This window comes from Oceanococcus sp. HetDA_MAG_MS8 (assembly GCA_019192445.1).
GTDB lineage: Bacteria > Pseudomonadota > Gammaproteobacteria > Nevskiales > Oceanococcaceae > MS8.
Map to the genome: position 1 here is coordinate 240,326 of JAHCMK010000002.1, position 17,923 is coordinate 258,248.

The following is a 17,923-nucleotide window of genomic DNA, read 5'->3' on the forward strand; positions in this document are numbered from 1 at the left end:
TGACGACTTATTGTCAGCATGTCAATTTATCCGTGCCGTAGAGTGCACCTGCGGCGAGGAGACAACATGCATATTGGGATTTCCCGCAGTACTGGGGGGAGTAAGGCGTGCGCCGGAGCCGCACTGGGCTTGGCTCTGGCCATGGGATTGGCTGGCTGTGAAGGTGGGCGCGAAGGGACTACTGACAGGTCCTTGGGTGAGGCGCTTGAGGCCCCTCAAACCGCCGGCTGCCGCGACCAACGCCCCGGCTACAAGAACCTCTATTTCGGGGATCTGCACACGCATACCTCCTACTCATTGGATGCGTATTTCTTTAATGCCCTGACCAATCCACGCATGGCCCACCGCTTCGCCAAGGCCGAGGCGCCGCTACCGGTGCCCGCCAAGGGCAGCCAAGACGTGTTCACAGCTGGCGATGAAGTGTGGCTAGACCGCCCGCTGGACTTCAATGCTGTCACCGATCATGCCGAGTTTCTTGGCGGCTTTGTCAGTCTTTGCGATCAATCCCCTACTAGTCAGGCTCTGTGCGATAGCCTCATCGGTCAAGGCATACGCGATGACATTCGCGCCATTGCTGCCGGCGACACGCCCTTCCAAACCCAAGTGCTCCAATCCTTGGTGGCCGATATGCCCACCAGCCTGCTGCCCTGGCTGGAAACCAAGCAGATCAACGACGCTGAATATGCGCCCTGCCGCTACACCACCCTGCATGGTTACGAGTTCACCTCGGGAGTGCTCTCGCAGATGTTCCACCGCAATGTGATCTTCCGCGGAGATGCCCAGAGTGTGCCCATCGATGTGTTTCCTGCGGTGAATCTGACCACGGCCCTGCTGCCACAGAACGCCAATGATGACTGGGCCCTCTTCGATCACTTGCAACGGGCCTGCGTGGATCAACCCGACTGCGATGTGCTGACCATCGTGCACAACAGCAACCGCAGCGATGGGCGCATGTTTCTGGCCGCCGGGGAGGCGGCCGGCGCCAGCGTCATGGGCGATCTGACGGGGGTTCCACTGGGCCGCAAGCTGTTTGCTACCGATGTATTCCTGCCCATGACGGCGGATGATGCCGCGCTGCGCCGACGCATCGATAAAAGCTTCGAGATGACCCAGCACAAGGGTCAGTCCGAATGTGCGGCCGGGCTGTCAGGCGCCTACCTGGCAAATGACGAAAGCTTTGACCCCGGCTGCACCTTCGAGGTAGATGCCAGCATCTGTCAGGGACTGCCCGAAGATCCGCCCGCCTGCGCGGCCCTATGTACGGGGGAAGCCTGGAAGGACCCGCCGTTTTGTGGCTGGCGTGATCGCGGTCAGAACGTGGTGCCCGTCTGCGCGGTCACCGGCCCAGATGGGCGCTCGCGCCCCGCCAACGGCGGCGACACCACGGGCAACTGCCGCAGCCCCCTGGATTACTACCGCTACGCCATGGTCGAGGGACAAAAAATCCGCCAGACCCTGGGCATCAACCCCTACAAGCTCAATATCAGTGCCTCCTTGGACACCCACGCCGCGGACTCCGGCAAAGCCGATGAAGCCAACTTCCGTGGGCATGGCGGCGTGTTGGATGATGAACCCGCCGAGCAACTGGGCTTCTGGGCCTGCGCCGACCCCAGTCAGGACCCACGCGATCTGGAGCAATGCGAGCAGCGCAGCTTCGTGGATTTTTCGCGCCCGCTGAACCCCGGCGGCCTCACCGGTGTCTGGGCGCCGGCGAATACCCGGGAACACATCTTTGATGCCATCGCGGCTGGCGAGAGCTTCGGCACCAGCGGACCACGCCTGCGGATTCGCAGCGCCGCCTCCTGGCAACGCCCGCCGGCCGATATCTGCGATCGCCTGGGACGTGGCGAGGACCTGAGCCTGAGTGGCATGACCCCGATGGGCGGCAACTTACCTCCTCCGCCCACACCCAACGCGGCGCCCTGGCTGGCCATCTGGGCCGAGCAGGATCCCGAGGGCGTGCCTTTGCAGCAAATCGACCTGATCGAGGGCTACCTGGATGCCGACAATCAGCCCAAGGTGCGATTTCATGACGGCCTGAAGCGGACCATCTCCCCGGTACAGCGCCCAGACCCCAGCAGCTGCGCGGTTGCGGTGGACAACCACCCCGAGAGCCTCTGCTTGATCTGGCAAGACCCGAACTTTGACAGCCGGCGTGACGCCTACTGGTACGCCCGCGTGCGCGAGCTGCCCTCCTGTCGCTGGACCGCCTATGCCTGTCATGTCGAAGCGCAGGTGGATTGCGGCGCCCTGGAGCCTGCGACGGGGCAGTTCCCGGTCTATCATCCGCATGCCGGTTTAGAGGGCTGCTGTGCCATTACGCAAACGGACTCTGGCTTCAGCGGCCAGCCGCGCTTCGACACCATTGAGGAGCGGGCCTGGGCCTCGCCTATTTGGTACGAACCCCAATGAGCGCCTGGCTACGCGATCCCCTGTTGCAGTTTTTCCTGGCAGGGCTGCTGATCTTCGGGCTACAGGGTCTGCTCAATCCAAGGCCTTCGCCACATGCCCCGGCCGAGCTCGATGCCGAAGGCCAACGCCGCTGGCAGGAACAGCAAGCGCTGCTTGCGGAGGCACGCCGACTGGGCCTGGATCGTAACGACAGCCTCATCGAACGCCAACTGGAACAGAAAATGCGCCGCCTGATTCGGCTACGGGCGCAGCCCACTCAGGTGAGCGACGCGACGCTGCAATCGTTCCTAGACGCCAACGCCGCAAGCTATCAAGAACCCGACCGAATCTGGGCCGACCATCTATGGCTACGGCGCAGTCAGGTGGCCAATGCTGCAGCGGCTCAGCAGTTGCTCGCGGCCCAAACAGTAGACGAGGCGGTCACTCCCGCTGCTGCACCAAGCCCCCTGCAGCAAGAACATTGGGATGGCCTGAGCCGTGCACAAATCCGCAGCCGCTATGGACAAATGCTCGCGGAAGCCGTGGACAAGCTCGTGGCTGAAGGACCGTGGAGCCCCGTTGTCGCTGGAGGCCTGGGTTGGCACCGTGTTCGTGTTCAGACCATCGAGCCCGGACAGCGACCGCGATTGGAGGACATTCGTGACCGCGTCGAAGCTGACTGGCGGGACGCCCTTGCCGAAGAGGCTATGCGCAAGTGGTTGGCGCGACGAATTGATCATGACTAAACGGCGTACAGCATCTCTCAGGAGCCCGCGCTCAACCCAGCTGACTGTCTCCTACGGCAGGCGCCACTGGCTCTTGAGAGGGCTACTGGTCTGCCTCACTTTGCTGGGAACAACAAGCGCGCAAGCCCATGAACTAGGACTGAGCCTGTGGCGGCTAAGCCCTCTTGGGCCTGCTTCATCAACAACCGATTGGTCACTGCAAGCGGAGCTGCCAGCGCAAACCATGCAGCAACCACTGTGGCTGGATGCCGGAGACGATTGTGAGATGCGCACACAGTCGCGTAATCGATCTGTCGATGGTCTGTGGTTGGATTGGATACTGAGCTGTCAGAGTAGCTGGGAGGGTCGCCGAATTCAGATCCACGGCCTTAACGCGCGTTTACCGGACGCCCTGCTGGAAATCCATGGCCACCCCAAGGGCTCACAGTTGCTCAAGCTCAGCCATGAGCAACCCTCTGCGGTGCTCTCGCTGGAATCCACCGCTGCAGATTGGCCAGCCTTCTTCCGCTTGGGTTTGGAGCATTTGGCCACGGGCTGGGATCACCTCATTTTCGTTGCCCTGTTGGCCCTGGGTTTTCGATTCGGACAGCCGATCACCCCACTACTGGGCATCATCACCGGCTTCACGCTCGCCCATAGCCTGAGTTTAGCGCTGGTGCTTATGGCTGATTTGCACCTGCCAATGGCACCAGTCGAGGCATTAATTGCCCTGAGTTTGGCGCTGCTGGCAGCGGACCATCTCCGTAGGCGACACGGGGATTCGGCCTACAACCAGCCGCCAGCCCCTGCCACTTTTGCTCGCTTGTTCTACCTAGCCTGCGCCTTCGGGTTGGTCCACGGCCTCGGTTTTGCTGATGCCTTGCGTGATATTGGCCTGCCGGAGAACCATCGCTGGGCAGCACTGCTCATGTTCAACCTCGGGCTGGAAACTGCCCAAGTGCTTTGGCTCGGCCTATTACTGGCGCTAGCCTGGTTGCTCCGCCCTTACCCTGTTACGCGCGTTGTGCCCATTGGGCTGTACCTCATCGGCGCCCTGAGCAGCAGTTGGTTCATGACCCGTCTGACCGGCATTTGAATGCACTTTGGCAAGGTGTGATGCTGGCCTGTGCAGCCGCCATCCCATTCAAGCAAGCGCTGTCGTGAGGGCCGCAAAGACTCTGCAAGTGTTCCGAACTACAGCAGGCTGACCACTTTTTTACATAGCGTAAATTTGATAGTCTGACGGCGCCGCAGATGGCGGTATGGAGGAGACAGGGCATGCGCAAATTCGTAGTGGGGCTGGTGAGCTTAGGGGTGCTGACCGCCCTAGGCTGGCGGCTATTCGGTGATCGCATTGTCATGCAGGCCTTCGAGCAGCGTGTGGTCGACAACCTCAGCGGCCACCGCTTAGCCGATATGCAAGGCGGACTCAACCTGGTGCTGTGTGGCAGCGGATCACCCCTACCAGACCCTGAGCGCGCTGGGCCCTGTATGTTGGTGCAGGCAGGAGATCAACTCCTGGTGATTGACGTCGGATCGGGCAGCCCCCGCAACCTGGGTCTGATGGGCATACCTGCCGGGGCGATAGACGCCGTACTACTCACGCATTTTCATTCCGATCATATTGATGGGCTGGGCGAACTGATATTGCAGCGCTGGGCGGGTAGCCAACACCAAAGCCCTTTACCGGTCCTGGGGCCACCAGGTGTCGACAGCGTTGTGGATGGCTTCAATCAGGCTTATACCTTGGATGTGGGCTACCGCATCACGCACCATGGCGAAACGGTGATGCCACCCTCTGCTGCAGGGGCACAGGCCCAAGCTTTTGCCCTGCCCAGCCCTCAGGGAGCCGTGGTTTATGCAGCGGGCGGGCTTACAGTGACCGCCTTTCCTGTTCCCCATGATCCGGTCGATCAGGCCGTGGGGTATCGCATCGACTATGCCGGGCGTAGTCTGGTCATCAGCGGTGACACGGCTGCGTCGACGGTCTTGCAACAACATAGCCAAGGCGTAGACCTGCTGGCTCATGAGGCCTTGTCTCCAGAATTGGTGCAGGTTATTCGGCGTGGCGCTCAGCGTGCTGACAATTCCCGTGTGGTCACGATCATGGATGACATCCTGGATTACCACACCACACCACAACAAGCAGCGGACATCGCTGCCGCCGCCAGCGTTGGGCGCTTGGTCTTTTATCACACGATTCCGCAGCTCCCTTTGCCACCCTTGGAGCGACGCTTTTTGCGGGGCGTCAAGGAACGCTTTAGCGGACCAGTAGACCTGGGTGCAGATGGGGACTGGTGGCACTTGCCTGCTGATTCAGACACCGTAGAGCATCACAACCTGCTCAGTTTGTTCTGAGTCCCTATTGCCCCTCATGGATGAGCCTATGAGCGATCCCGCCTACACCCTCTACAAAATGGATATTTCCTACTTCAGTGGCAAGGTGGAGGCGTACCTGCACTACAAGGGCATCGCGCATCACAAAGTGACGGCCACCGCCAAGGTGCTTGACCAGATCTACCAGGCGACGGGAGTGAAAAAGGTGCCTGCTATCGCCTGCGCCGACGGCCGCTGGCTATTTGATTCCACCCCGATGCTGGAGTGGCTGGAGCAACAGCACCCAGAGCCTGTGACCAAGCCCGACGACCCCGCCTTGGCATTTTTGGCCCAACTGATAGAAGACTATGCCGATGAGTGGCTTTGGCGTCCGGCCATGTGGTGGCGCTGGGAACCAAAAGCCTCGCGCCATGCCTTGGGCCGACGCATTGCCGAAGAAGTGCGCCCGCCCGGCGTGCCTACCTGGTTGATGAGCTGGTTTTTCCCTCAACGCCAGCGCTGGACCTGGCTGTGGGGGGACGGCATGAATCGCCAGAACAGCCCCAGAGTACGGGACCTCTACCGAGAGGAACTCGCCTTTCTCCAGGCAACGCTCAGCCATCAGCCCTTCCTGTTGGGGCAGCAGCCCAGTGCAGCCGATTTTGGCTATTTCGCCTCCATGTTCCGACATTTTGGGAATGACCCGGACCCCGCTGAAATCATGCGCCGAGACGCACCCGCGGTGTACCTCTGGCTGGCCCGTCTTTGGGCTGGCGTGCCCGCGGCATCAGCCACGAGGCCGAGCTGGGTTTGGCCCGAAGGCCAGGCATGGCAAGTCATGCTCAAACGCATCCAAAACGATTATCTGCCCTACCTAAGTGCCAATGCCGAAGCCTTTGCCACCGGCAAGAAACGCTTCGACTTTGTCGGTGATAGTCAGCAGTTTTCCGGAACGGTGGTCCATCGCTACCGCGTATGGTGCCGGGAGCGTCTCCAACAAAGCGCGCGCGGCCTGAGCCCGCACGATCAGCAGCGCATTGCAAATCTACTGGGCGATGGGAATGGCTGGACGGACCTGACCCAGGGCCCCATGATCTCCTCTGGCCTGGAGGGGCGCTATCAGCTTCCTATCATGCCCCGCCAAGCCAAACCCCAGTGGCGGGTGGCGTTATTCGGACAACCCCGTGATTAGCGTCAGGGCGGCGGGTGTCCGGCGCTACCCGGCGATGCCGGACCCAGGCCCTGCAGAAGGCCCGCAAACTGATCCAAGGCCTGCTCACGACTGCACAGGCCATCCGACACTAATTGGCGCATGCCCCAAAAAGCCATCACCAACATCCAGGCTTGGCTGCGGGCGGTCGCTTCATCCACTGGCCAACGGCGCATAAGAACCGGCGCCCACACTCCCACAATGATGTCTCGGAGTTGCCACCTCAGGGCTTTGAGTTCAGCGCTCATATCGACATTGCCGGCAAGCAGCTGCCATAAGGCCTCGGCCCGCCCGGAGGGTAGGTCCAGGGTCGCTGCCGCCGCAGCCCTCAGCCCGGCATCCCAATCCGTGGTTAAAGCCTGCACAGAATCCTGTGTGCGCAGAAGGGTGTCTTTGAAAATGTCCTCGGCTGTAGCCTGCATCAGTTGATCCAGACTCGAAAAATGCTGATAAACCAGTTGCCGGGTCACACCGGCGCGCTCGGCCAAAGCCACCATGCCCAGCCCCTGCCAGCCCACATCCTCAACCAAAGCTGCAGCCTCGCGCAGCAGCATCTGACGCCGCTGCTGCTGACGCATGTAGGGACGCTTTGCTGGCATTAGCTAAGCAAGCCAAGGCAACCAAGGCTTGAACGGCCTTGGACAAAGAGTGCATCCGATAAGGTGTAACACTGCGAAAACATGCCTGTGTGGAAATGGCGTTGAAGCCATTCACTTTAACCCGCTCACAAACGACATATTGGGGATCGATATGCGGCATCTTGCCAAACAACGCTGGCTCATGACGGTGGCACTCAGCTGCCTCAGCCTGAGTGCGCATGCCGGTGGTCGCCCGCTTACGGCACTGGAAGATATGACCGTAGTGAGCACAGCGCCAAGCGAGCAAGCTCGTAGCGCCAGTGAGGGCTTGGTCATTGCCGACCAGCTCGGACAGCGCCCCGTAGCGCGGCTAGGCGAGTTGATTGAATTCATTCCCGGCATGATTGCGACCCAGCACAGCGGCGAAGGCAAGGCCAATCAGTATTTTCTACGCGGCTTCAATCTGGACCACGGCACCGACTTTGCCACTTTCGTGGATGGCATGCCGGTCAACATGCGCAGCCATGGCCACGGCCAGGGCTACACCGACTTAAACTTCCTGATTCCCGAGACTGTTGCCGCATTGGCCTACCGCAAAGGCCCGTACTACGCTGATGTTGGCGACTTTAGCGCTGCGGGTAGCGCGGACTTTTATCTGCGCAGCCAGGCAGAGCAGCCCCTCGCCAGCGCAACGCTGGGCGAGTTCGGCTACCGACGCTTACTGGGCATGACCAGCATCGAGCAAGGATCCGGGCAATGGACCATTGCTGCCGACCATGTACGCTACGACGGCCCCTGGGTTCTGGACCAAGACCTGCAATCCTCCCGGTTGTTCACGCGCTACAGCCGCGGCGACGCCAGCAATGGCTGGGACCTCACACTGATGGCCTACGACAGTGAATGGACGGCGACCGACCAAGTCCCGCAACGCGCCATTGAAAGCGGCCAAATTGATCGACTGGGCTTTATCGACCCTACCGTCGGTGGGGACACCCAGCGCTACAGCTTGTCGTTCCAAGGCCGCGGACGCAATGACGATTCCAGCTGGGATTACTCCCTCTATGCGATCGACTATGCCCTAGACCTGTACTCCAATTTCACCTATTTCCTGGCCGACCCTGTCAACGGCGACCAATTTGAACAGCTGGACGAACGGCGTATTTATGGGGGGCGAGCGCATCGCCATTGGCCCCTAAGCCTCGCCGGTCGCAGCGCGGAATGGGAGCTTGGTGGAGAGTGGCGGCATGATGCCATCAGCGATTTAGGTTTATTCGCCACCCGCGCACGGCAGCGACTTTCGACGATTCGTCGTGACCAGGTCGACCAAAGCTCAGCGGCGGCCTATGCTCAGCTACGCTTGGAACTGAATACCGAGTGGACACTCATTAGTGGGCTCAGGCTGGATGCCTACCGCTTTGATGTAGACGCCGACATCGCCGAGAACAGCGGTAATGTCACCGACGTTTTCGTCGCCCCCAAACTCACACTGCGTTACCAACCCAGCTCGGAAACGCAAATGTTTTTGAACTACGGCCGAGGCTTCCACAGTAACGATGCCCGCGGAGTCACTATTGGCGTGGACCCAACCACACCAGAGCGCAGCCCTGTTGACCCGGTTGAGCCCTTGGTGGCTGCGGATGCCATAGATGTGGGATTGAGCCACCGGCTCGGCGCGCGTACCCAAGTCAATGCCTCACTGTGGGCGCTGCAATTGGATTCCGAGCTGGTGTATGTAGGCGACGGCGGAGCCACCGAAGCCAGCGATGCGAGTGAGCGCTACGGCGTTGAGTTGGCGATGTTCAGTCAGCTGCGCCCCTGGTTGCTCTTAGACTTGGACTATGCCTGGTCCCATGCGCGATTCGATGTCGATAGCAATGAGGACCGCATTCCCAACGCCGTGGAAGAGGTGGCCTCAGTCGGCCTCACCCTCACCGAATGGAAGGGCTGGTCTGCCGGGGCGCGACTGCGCCATTTTGGCAGCGCACCCTTAATAGAAGGCAACAGTGCACGCTCACCCTCCACAACCATCCTGAATCTGCGTATCGACCGCCAATTGGCAGAGCAGTGGCGAGTGAGCCTCGCTATGTATAACGCGCTTGATAGTCGTGACAACGACATTACTTACTTTTACGCCTCCAGACTCGAAGGCGAGCCAGCCAGCGGTGTAGAAGACTTCCATCTGCATCCTGTGGAACCTCAACAGCTGCGCCTCACCCTGGAGTGGACGCCATAAGTAGACCGCCGCTGAGCGCCGCCAGGGTATTGAACGCCAGCCAAATCACTGCCATGGTCCTGGCTTCTGTCATTTGCGTCTTTGGCCATTGACGCAGGGGCCCGGTGCACAGTACAACCCCCCTTAGAACCCTGGGGCGCGGTCGCGTCCGCTACATTGAGGCAGAACCATGCTCCGAGTGCACACCCTTGCGCCTCTGACGCGCGCGGCTGTAACCCGACAGTGGGCGCGTTACAGCTTAATGGCTTTGGCATTACTGAGCCCCTCTACGGTGACTGCAGCCTTCCTGCAAGGCCCGCAGGTACAGGCCAAACCCTACGTTCATATTGCCTTTGCGAGCAGCGAACGCGTGGTGCAGAAAGGTCAGGTCGACAGAAATGGAGACTGTCTGTTCCCCATAGACCACAGCTTTGCACCTGGTGATTTACCCGAAGGCTACAGCTTCGTCAGTGTGCAGCGCGAACTGGACCCGATAAATTGTGTGGAGCTGTCCGATCAAGGCCTCGTTGCCACCAGCGACCTACCCACAGTGCCGCTCGGGCCTGCCGAGGTGCTCAGCGCACCCGTACGCCAGCTTCGCCAAGGATTCCTGCGCGGACGCCGTCAGATGGCCGAACCTCCAACCTATAGAGCCCACATCCAGGTCTATTACACCGATGCTGGCAATCCTATTTGGGACAGTATTCCGGCCTTGGAGTTGTTCCAACCGTCGACCCGCCAAAGCCTGGGGGCCATTGAACTGATCTGGTCGCCACCTTCATTTTGTGACCCACGGTTCAGCACGAATGGCTCGGCCCGTAGCCGCGTACACGACGAATTTCAGCAGCCCTTCTGGACTCGTGCCCAGGATCGCCGCGTAGACCTGATAGCCCCCAGTTGCGACAACCGCCTGACCGGCCGTGTCGAATTCCGCGCCAGCCATGCCAATAGCAGTAATGTTGGGCCGATTTACAACTGTGATCGTTTTGGTGGCGCCAGGGCTGACTATCAACCCTTAGTTGTCACAGGACGCAGCGACGGTAGCATGTCCACCTCCGGTAGCTTCTACCGTCTTCTTGGCCCCTTCAACGCATGCACTGAATATATGACCCGCATTGTGGTCATCGGCTTCGGGGAAATGCCCTACCCAGACCTCATCTCCGTGTCCATACCCAGCATTGACGGGCGTGCGGATTAAGCAAGGCTTTTAAAGCACAAAGGCGGTCTGGCCTGAGCCAATCAGCCCCTGGCGTACAACTAACGCGGCGTACGAAGCAGGCGGGAAGGCGCCAGCCCAGTTATTCTGATCTGCTGCCTTAGGCAGGCGACAAAAATGCCCTGCGCCGCCAGCGCCGCTGGGCCGTTCGAGGAGTAGCCCAGCGGCCGGTCGCGGATGGTCTTAGGTGTTGCGACGCGCCATGAACATCAGCCGCTCGAACATATGAATGTCTTGCTCGTTTTTGAGCAAAGCTCCATACAGCGGCGGCAGGGTTTTTTGCGAACTGGAGTTTTGCAGCGTTTCGGCCGGAATATCCTCAGCCAGAAGCAACTTCAGCCAATCCAGCAGTTCTGAGGTAGATGGCTTTTTCTTGAGACCGTTGACCTCGCGCAGACCAAAAAACACCTCCATGGCCTGCTTGAGGAGCTCCTTCTTAATGCCTGGGAAATGAACATCCACGATTTGCTGCATGGTGTCCTTGTCCGGAAAGGCAATGTAGTGGAAGAAGCAGCGGCGCAAAAATGCGTCCGGCAGTTCTTTTTCGTTATTGGAGGTAATGATGATGATGGGCCGATGCTTGGCCTTCACCGTCTGCTGGGTCTCGTAAACGAAAAACTCCATGCGGTCTAGCTCGCGGAGCAGGTCGTTGGGAAACTCGATGTCGGCTTTGTCAATTTCGTCAATCAGCAATACTGGCTGCTCATCCTGCTCAAAGCAGCGCCACAGCGATCCTTTGACAATGTAGTTGCCGATATCCTGGACTTTGCCATCACCCAGTTGCGAGTCGCGCAAACGCGATACGGCGTCGTACTCATACAAGCCCTGCTGGGCTTTGGTGGTGGATTTGATATGCCATTCAAATAAGGGCTTACCCAGGCCCTTGGCCACCTCTTCCGCCAGCATGGTCTTGCCGGTACCGGGCTCACCTTTGATTAGCAAAGGGCGCTGCAGCGTGACCGCAGCGTTTACCGCCAACTTCAGATCGTCGGTAGCAACGTACTGCTCCGTACCTTCAAAACGTGCACTCATGAGTTATTGGCTTCAACGCGAATCAGCTCGCATTGTAGTGGGGACGGTAGCCGCCGTGCTGAAACCGCCCGCCGCACAAGACGCTTTGTGGGCAAGCGGCCACACTGGGCTTCCGGCAAGCCCACCGAACTTCAGCCAAAGACGCCAGCCACGCAGCCGCAGCGAGCGACTGATACTGCTCGCAGTTAGCTTCGTGGCGGCTTCGCCCGCGGCCCCGAGCGTGGCGGTTTGCCCCGGTGCGGTTTGGGCGGACGTTTGGGGCCAGGCCGACGCGAGCCGCGGCGATCGTCTCCATCGCCGCGCTGGGGCGGGTGCTCAGACCAGCGCCGTATTTGTAGCTGCTGGCCTGCTACCCAGGTCTTCTTCAGTTCCTTGAAGATATCTTTGGGCATGCCGGCAGGCAGATCGACCAGGCTGTAATCCTCCCGAATATCAATCCGCCCAATATAGGCGCTATCCAGGCCGGCTTCGTTGGCGATGGCGCCCACAATATTGCGGGGCTCCACCTGGTGCTGACGGCCCACAGCAATGCGGAAGGTTTCCATGGGCGGCATGTCGCCATCGTTCTCCGGACCCTGAGCTTTGGGCTTACGCGGACGCTCCTCACGCTCGGAGCCTTCGCGCTTGGGCACATCACGGTCACGGCGTTCAGGGCGCGCAGGTTTTTGTAAGAGCATGGACTGCTCGCCCTGAGCCAAACGCACCACCGCCGCCGCAACATCCAAAGGATCCACGTCGTCCGCCTGCGCCACTTCGGCGACCAAGCGCCGATACAGCTCCCGCTCGGGATCATTATCTTCGGCCAGCGCGGCACGCAGCCGCTGCTGGAAATCGGTCATGCGCCGGTCATTAATGTTCTCCACCGTGGGCAAATCCATCACATCAATGGTTTGCCGGGTGGCGCGCTCGATGGCGTAGAGCAAGCGCCGCTCACGCGGAGCCACGAATAAGATGGCTTCACCCTTGCGCCCAGCCCGGCCGGTGCGACCAATGCGGTGCACATAAGACTCGGTGTCGTGCGGGATATCGTAGTTGATGACGTGGCTTACGCGGTCCACATCAATGCCCCGTGCCACGACATCCGTGGCCACCAAAATGTCGAGCTTGCTAGCCTTGAATTGGTCGATGGTGCGCTCACGCGCCTTTTGATCCATGTCGCCATTAATGGCCGCCGCTTCATGGCCACGTGCGGCCAGTTTGTCCGCCAGTTCTACGGTGGCCAGCTTGGTGCGCACGAAGATGATGACGCCATCAAAGTCCTCACCCTCCAAAATGCGCGTCAGAGCATCCAACTTGTGCATGCCCCGAGCCACCCACATGCGCTGCCGAATATTCTGCGCCGTGGAGGTTTTGGCCTTTATTTTGACCTCAACCGGATCGGTCAGGTGTTGGCGCGCAATGCGCCGAATGGCATCCGGCATGGTGGCCGAAAACAAGGCGACTTGGCGGGTTGCTGGGGTTTGGGCAAGTACCCATTCCACATCGTCAACGAAGCCCATCCGCAGCATTTCATCGGCCTCGTCCAACACCAGACTGGTGAGGTTGTCGAGCTTGAGCGTGCCACGCTTGATGTGGTCAACAACGCGTCCTGGTGTCCCCACCACCACGTGCACACCGCGGCTCAGAGCCTTGAGCTGGCCCTGATAGGCTTGGCCACCGTAGATGGGCAGAATATGAAAATCAGGGAGCTTGGCCGCATAGGTCTGCAGCGCTTCAGCCACCTGTATGGCCAATTCACGGGTGGGCGCCAGAATCAGGCTTTGTGGTCGACGCTGCGCTAAATCAATGCGCGACAAAATCGGCAGGGCGAAGGCCGCAGTCTTGCCAGTCCCGGTTTGCGCTTGGCCCAGCACATCGCGCCCCTCGAGCATGGGGGGAATCATGGCCGCTTGAATGGGCGATGGGTTTTCGTAACCCACGCTTTCCAAGGCCTTCAGCACCAAAGGGTGCAGGCCCAAAGCAGAAAATGGGAGGGGGGATTCGGGTGCGGTCATGCGCAGTTCTCAACAGCTCTATAAAAATGCCAGGAACATCCAACAGAGCCCAGGCGACCGCATAGCTTGACGGGTTTGAGGCTGCCTGTCATGTGCCTGCGTTTTTGGGTGAGCTCGCATATCCGCTTTATTGCGAATGAGCCGGGCCCGGCCAGCCTAGCTCGCGGCTACGGCAACATCATTGACGGCCACGCGATCACCCGCAGTTAGTCTTCGTCGCGCGCTACCGACCAGCCAGCCCAAGCCTGACAGGTGGGCATCACCTCGACGGTATTAATGTTCACGTGCGGTGGTCGGCTCGCGATCCAATACACGGTATCGGCGATGTCCTCAGCGCTTAGCGACTGCGTGCCTGCGTACACCGCATCGGCCTTGCTTTGGTCGCCCTTAAACCGAGTCTTGGAGAAGTTGGTATTCGCCATACCCGGCTCCACATTGCTCACGCGCACCGGCGTTCCCACAAGGTCAGCCTTTAGATTACGCGTGAACTGAGCCACAAAGGCTTTGGTACCACCATAGGCATTACCGCCGGGATAGGGCCAACTGGCCGCGGTTGAGCCAATATTGATGATATGACCGGCGGCGCGCTCCACCATGCCCGGCAAAACCGCATGCGTGAGTCGCATGAGCCCCTTGATGTTGGTGTCGACCATGGTTTCCCAATCCTCAAGATCGGCTCGCTGTGCAGGCTCGGTTCCTAGTGCTAGGCCCGCATTATTGACCAGCACTTCGATCTCCGCGAAGTCTTGAGGGAGGCGCTGCGGAAGGCCAATTACGGCTTCCCGATCCTGCATATCGCAGACATCAATATGCACCGGCACCGGCAGTGAGTCGGCCAATTCCTGTAGACGATGACCGGACCTCGCCAGTAACACTAAAGAGTGCCCTGCGGCAGCAAAGCGGCGGGCGCAGGCCGCACCAAAACCCGAGGACGCGCCAGTGATCAAGGTGATATGCATGGACGCTATTCTGGCCCAGATTGAGGAGCAGCGCTGCGCAATTGGTGGTTCTGGTGAGAAGAAGCGCCGAGGGCGCTGGGTCGCTTGCCCCGCACCAGCTTTACGCCAGCTTCACCTGAGCAATGCTTGGCTATCCGTAGAGACAACACAATAAAGGCCAAGACAGTACCGTGACTCCCGATCAAATTCGCTGCGTCCAAGAGTCTTTCGACAAACTGGCCCCGCAAGCAACCGCCATTGGCCGCGCATTTTACGACCGACTCTTTGCATTAGCTCCAGAAGTGCGCCCACTCTTTCGTGGAGACTTGCATGCCCAGCAGACCATGCTGGTCAACACCCTGAACTTGGTGGTCAACAATCTGCACACGCCCGACAAAATCTTACCTACGGTTCAAAACCTCGGCGCTCGACACGCCGGCTATGGCGCAGACCCCGAACACTATTCGGTCGTCGGCCAAGCGCTCATCGACACCCTGCGAGATTTTCTAGGTTCTGAGTGGAGAGCCGAGGAGCAACAGGCCTGGACAGCAGCCTATGGCTTACTGGCCGACCTGATGGTTCAAGCCCAAACTGGAGCAGCGGCCTAAAGCTGAAGCAGGCTCAAAACCACCTGACGTTGATGCGGAGCCAAGCGGTGCTCCCACAAAAATATGCCCTGCCATGTTCCCAAGGCCAGCTCGCCATTGACCACCGGCACACTGAGGCTGCTCGCCGTGAGCACACTGCGAATATGCGCCGCCATGTCGTCGGGGCCTTCGGCGGTGTGAATGAAACGCGGATCACCATCGGGCACTAAGTCGCTAAGGTAGCGCTCCAGATCTACCAGCACATCAGGATCGGCGCTTTCACACAGGATGAGCGATGCCGACGTGTGCCGGCAAAACACATGCACTAGGCCGGAGGCCACATTCTGCTCCCGCACCCAGCCCCGGCACTGGCGCGTCATGTCGAACAATCCTCGACCAGGTGTCTGGATACGCAATTCTTGCTGTGGCATGTGCGTTATTGTCCTCCGCCGCAACCGCCGACACCAGCGACACTTGGAGATCCACCGACCATGTCGACTAAAGGCCGGCTTGCTCCGCCGCAGACAAGCTGTCCAAAAAACCCTGATAGAACTGCGCGGTTTGCGCCGGCCGCTCAATCATAGGCAAGTGCCCGGTATCGTCCAGGATCACGCTGCGTGACTCCGGCCGCAGCTCGGTCATGACCTCGACTGCACTCACATCAAGCACTCGGTCTTGACGCCCCCACAGGATAAACACCGGAGGCTGAATCTGAGCAAAGACCGGCTCCAATCCATCGCTACGATCCGATTTGTACTGCTCAAAAATGTAGGCATTGAATTCGCGCGCCTCCAGCGCCTTATTCGCCACATAAGGCTTCACCGGCCAAGGTACAAAGGGCTGCACCTGCGTGGTGTAGGCCAAAATCCGGTCAAAATCAGCCACCGACTGAGTGAGCAGAGGGTTCTCGCCCTGCGCCAAACGCTGCTCCATGTCCGAGGGCTGAGGAGAGTCGATGCCGGCATTGTTGAATAGTCCTGCACTCAGGACTTGTTCCGGATAAGCCAGGCTGTAAAGCGCCGTGATGTGACCGCCCATGGAGTTCCCAACGAGGTGAAAGGACTCCAAATTCAGGGCGCGTGCAAAAGCATGCAGTCGGGCCACTTGAGCGCCCAGCCGATAATCATGATCGGGAATGCGCTTTTGGTCTCCAAAGCCGGGCAAATCCGGCGCAATCACGCGGTAATCGTCAACGAAATGGCCGGCGAAGCGCACCCAGTTATCTTTGTCGGCAGAGAAACCATGCACCATTACAATCACCGGTGCATTGGCGGGGCCGCCTTCCAAATATGGCCAGTTGCGCTCGCCCACCTGAAGCTGCTTGAGCTCCAAGCCATTGCGACTGCGCTCCAGCGCAATCAAGCGCTCTGCCGTGGCATCTGGAAATGACCACACCAGTGCCGCCATACCCAGTAGCGCCACCACAACCAAAGCCCCCAAGCTTTTCATCGTTAACCTCAGCTTCCTACCATTCTTAGCCGCGCAGATTAACAACCCCGCATTTCTGTCTGCCAACAAGCGTTGTCAGATACTCACTGAAGTATCGCTGTTGTTGGGATAAGCACGCTGCTCAACTCAACAGCATTAGGGACCCGAGCACACGCCAGCTAGCGCTGATCCCCGCTAAGCTATAGGCCTGATGACAAGGCCGAAGGACAAGACGCGCGGCACCACGCAGCACCCACACAATCGCTTTGCGCAACGCTCATGCCATAGCGTCGATGACGGTTGGGGTAGCCTGGAGATGCTCTATGAGGACGCCGAGCCCCTTCAGACTCAGGTGACCGAGTTGCACGCACGCAGCGTGATCAGTCGTAATCAGTCTCCGGATGTGCCCTTTGAGCAATCCCTGAACCCCTACCAAGGTTGCGAGCATGGCTGCATCTATTGTTTTGCTCGCCCCAGCCATGCCTTTCATGACCTCAGCCCCGGTCTGGACTTTGAAACCCAGCTCTACGCGAAGACGAACGCCGCCAAGATCTTAGCCGCAGAGTTTGCCAAGCCCGGATACACGCCCAAAACCTTGGCACTGGGCATGAACACGGACGCTTATCAACCCGTAGAGGCACGCTATGGCATCACCCGCCAGATTTTGGAGGTCTGCCTGGAGCATCGCCATCCGGTCAGTATTGTGACCAAGGGCCGACTGATACTGCGGGACCAAGACCTATTGCAAGCGTTGGCGCGCGACAACCTCATTCAGGTGATGGTCAGTCTCACCAGCATGGACCCAGCCCTGAAACGCAGTCTGGAACCGCGAGCGGCAGGCCCACAGGCACGTTTGCAAGTGATTCGCCGGCTTCGTGACGCGGGCATACCCGTGGGCGCGCTTCTAGCGCCAATCATTCCGGCAATAAACGATCACCAGATCGAATCTTTAATTGACGCTGCCGCCGATGCTGGCGCCGAGCAAGTTGGCTGGGTGTTGCTGCGCCTTCCCTTAGAGGTCGCGCCTCTGTTCCGCGATTGGCTAGCGCGTCACTATCCACAGCGCGCGGCGCATGTGATGAGCTTGATCCAACAAGCTCATGGTGGAAAGGATTACGATGCTCGCTTTGGCCACCGGATGCGTGGCAATGGACCATATGTGGCCCTGCTGAAACAACGTGTGCTCCTGCGTGCGCGCAAACACGGCCTTAGCGTTGAGAGCGGCCGCAACAGCCTGAATACCCAAGCTTTTCGACGCAGGCCCAACCAGAGCGAACTACCGCTTTAGGCTCAGAA

The 17,923-nt window shown here is 59.6% G+C and carries 16 protein-coding genes; 10 read left to right on the forward strand and 6 right to left on the reverse strand.

The window, feature by feature from the left end; all coding sequences use genetic code 11:
* Positions 1-66: 66 nt before the first annotated feature.
* The 5 genes from KI787_03850 to KI787_03870 all read left to right on the forward strand — a co-directional run bounded on the left by KI787_03850 (position 67) and on the right by KI787_03870 (position 6,624).
* On the forward strand, positions 67-2,412 hold the full coding sequence (locus tag KI787_03850; GenBank protein ID MBV6629068.1) for a DUF3604 domain-containing protein: 2,346 nt from the start codon (positions 67-69) through the stop codon (positions 2,410-2,412).
* Positions 2,409-3,137 (forward strand): peptidyl-prolyl cis-trans isomerase, encoded by a 729-nt coding sequence (locus KI787_03855; protein ID MBV6629069.1) that lies wholly within the window; start codon positions 2,409-2,411, stop codon positions 3,135-3,137. The genes KI787_03850 and KI787_03855 overlap by 4 nt, the downstream gene beginning before the upstream one ends.
* Positions 3,138-3,360: 223 nt before the next feature.
* On the forward strand, positions 3,361-4,212 hold the full coding sequence (locus KI787_03860; GenBank protein ID MBV6629070.1) for a HupE/UreJ family protein: 852 nt from the start codon (positions 3,361-3,363) through the stop codon (positions 4,210-4,212).
* A gap of 182 nt (positions 4,213-4,394) precedes the next feature.
* The gene (locus KI787_03865) at positions 4,395-5,474 is read left to right on the forward strand and encodes an MBL fold metallo-hydrolase (protein ID MBV6629071.1); all 1,080 of its coding nucleotides are present in this window, start codon (positions 4,395-4,397) and stop codon (positions 5,472-5,474) included.
* A 28-nt stretch (positions 5,475-5,502) separates the two neighbouring features.
* On the forward strand, positions 5,503-6,624 hold the full coding sequence (locus KI787_03870; GenBank protein MBV6629072.1) for a glutathione S-transferase: 1,122 nt from the start codon (positions 5,503-5,505) through the stop codon (positions 6,622-6,624).
* A 2-nt stretch (positions 6,625-6,626) separates the two neighbouring features.
* Here KI787_03870 and KI787_03875 read toward each other — a convergent pair whose 3' ends face one another.
* A complete protein-coding gene (locus KI787_03875; GenBank protein MBV6629073.1) occupies positions 6,627-7,220 on the reverse strand; it encodes a TetR/AcrR family transcriptional regulator in 594 nt (197 codons plus the stop codon).
* Positions 7,221-7,392: 172 nt separating this feature from the next.
* On the opposite strand from KI787_03875, the gene KI787_03880 reads away from it, so the two are divergent.
* Together KI787_03880 and KI787_03885 are read left to right on the forward strand one after the other, a co-directional pair.
* Positions 7,393-9,453, forward strand: coding sequence for a TonB-dependent receptor (locus KI787_03880; protein MBV6629074.1), 2,061 nt, complete (start codon positions 7,393-7,395; stop codon positions 9,451-9,453).
* A gap of 169 nt (positions 9,454-9,622) precedes the next feature.
* Positions 9,623-10,630: a hypothetical protein gene (locus KI787_03885; GenBank protein MBV6629075.1), complete on the forward strand. Its 1,008-nt coding sequence runs from the start codon at positions 9,623-9,625 to the stop codon at positions 10,628-10,630.
* Between the two features lie 201 nt (positions 10,631-10,831).
* On the opposite strand, the gene KI787_03890 is transcribed toward KI787_03885, so the two are convergent.
* From KI787_03890 to KI787_03900, 3 genes are all read right to left on the reverse strand, one after another.
* Complete coding sequence (locus KI787_03890) at positions 10,832-11,680, reverse strand: MoxR family ATPase (protein ID MBV6629076.1); 849 nt, start codon at positions 11,678-11,680, stop codon at positions 10,832-10,834.
* A 185-nt stretch (positions 11,681-11,865) separates the two neighbouring features.
* Positions 11,866-13,674 carry a DEAD/DEAH box helicase gene (locus KI787_03895; GenBank protein ID MBV6629077.1) on the reverse strand — a complete coding sequence of 603 codons (1,809 nt, stop codon included), beginning with the start codon at positions 13,672-13,674 and terminating at the stop codon, positions 11,866-11,868.
* 206 nt (positions 13,675-13,880) lie between these two features.
* Positions 13,881-14,633, reverse strand: coding sequence for an SDR family NAD(P)-dependent oxidoreductase (locus tag KI787_03900; GenBank protein ID MBV6629078.1), 753 nt, complete (start codon positions 14,631-14,633; stop codon positions 13,881-13,883).
* Between KI787_03900 and KI787_03905 the strand changes: the two genes are divergently transcribed.
* Both KI787_03905 and KI787_03910 read left to right on the forward strand, forming a co-directional pair.
* Positions 14,632-14,787, forward strand: a complete 156-nt coding sequence (locus KI787_03905; protein ID MBV6629079.1) for a hypothetical protein — start codon at positions 14,632-14,634, stop codon at positions 14,785-14,787. The genes KI787_03900 and KI787_03905 overlap by 2 nt on opposite strands.
* Before the next feature lie 16 nt (positions 14,788-14,803).
* The gene (locus KI787_03910; GenBank protein MBV6629080.1) at positions 14,804-15,220 is read left to right on the forward strand and encodes a hypothetical protein; all 417 of its coding nucleotides are present in this window, start codon (positions 14,804-14,806) and stop codon (positions 15,218-15,220) included.
* Here KI787_03910 and KI787_03915 read toward each other — a convergent pair.
* Entirely contained in the window at positions 15,217-15,630 is a 414-nt protein-coding gene (locus KI787_03915; protein ID MBV6629081.1) for a secondary thiamine-phosphate synthase enzyme YjbQ, read from the reverse strand. The two genes, KI787_03910 and KI787_03915, sit on opposite strands and share 4 nt — an antisense overlap.
* Positions 15,631-15,697: 67 nt before the next feature.
* Positions 15,698-16,648, reverse strand: a complete 951-nt coding sequence (locus tag KI787_03920; GenBank protein MBV6629082.1) for an alpha/beta hydrolase — start codon at positions 16,646-16,648, stop codon at positions 15,698-15,700.
* A gap of 190 nt (positions 16,649-16,838) precedes the next feature.
* Between KI787_03920 and KI787_03925 the strand changes: the two genes are divergently transcribed.
* Positions 16,839-17,915, forward strand: a complete 1,077-nt coding sequence (locus tag KI787_03925; protein ID MBV6629083.1) for a PA0069 family radical SAM protein — start codon at positions 16,839-16,841, stop codon at positions 17,913-17,915.
* Positions 17,916-17,923: the final 8 nt, after the last annotated feature.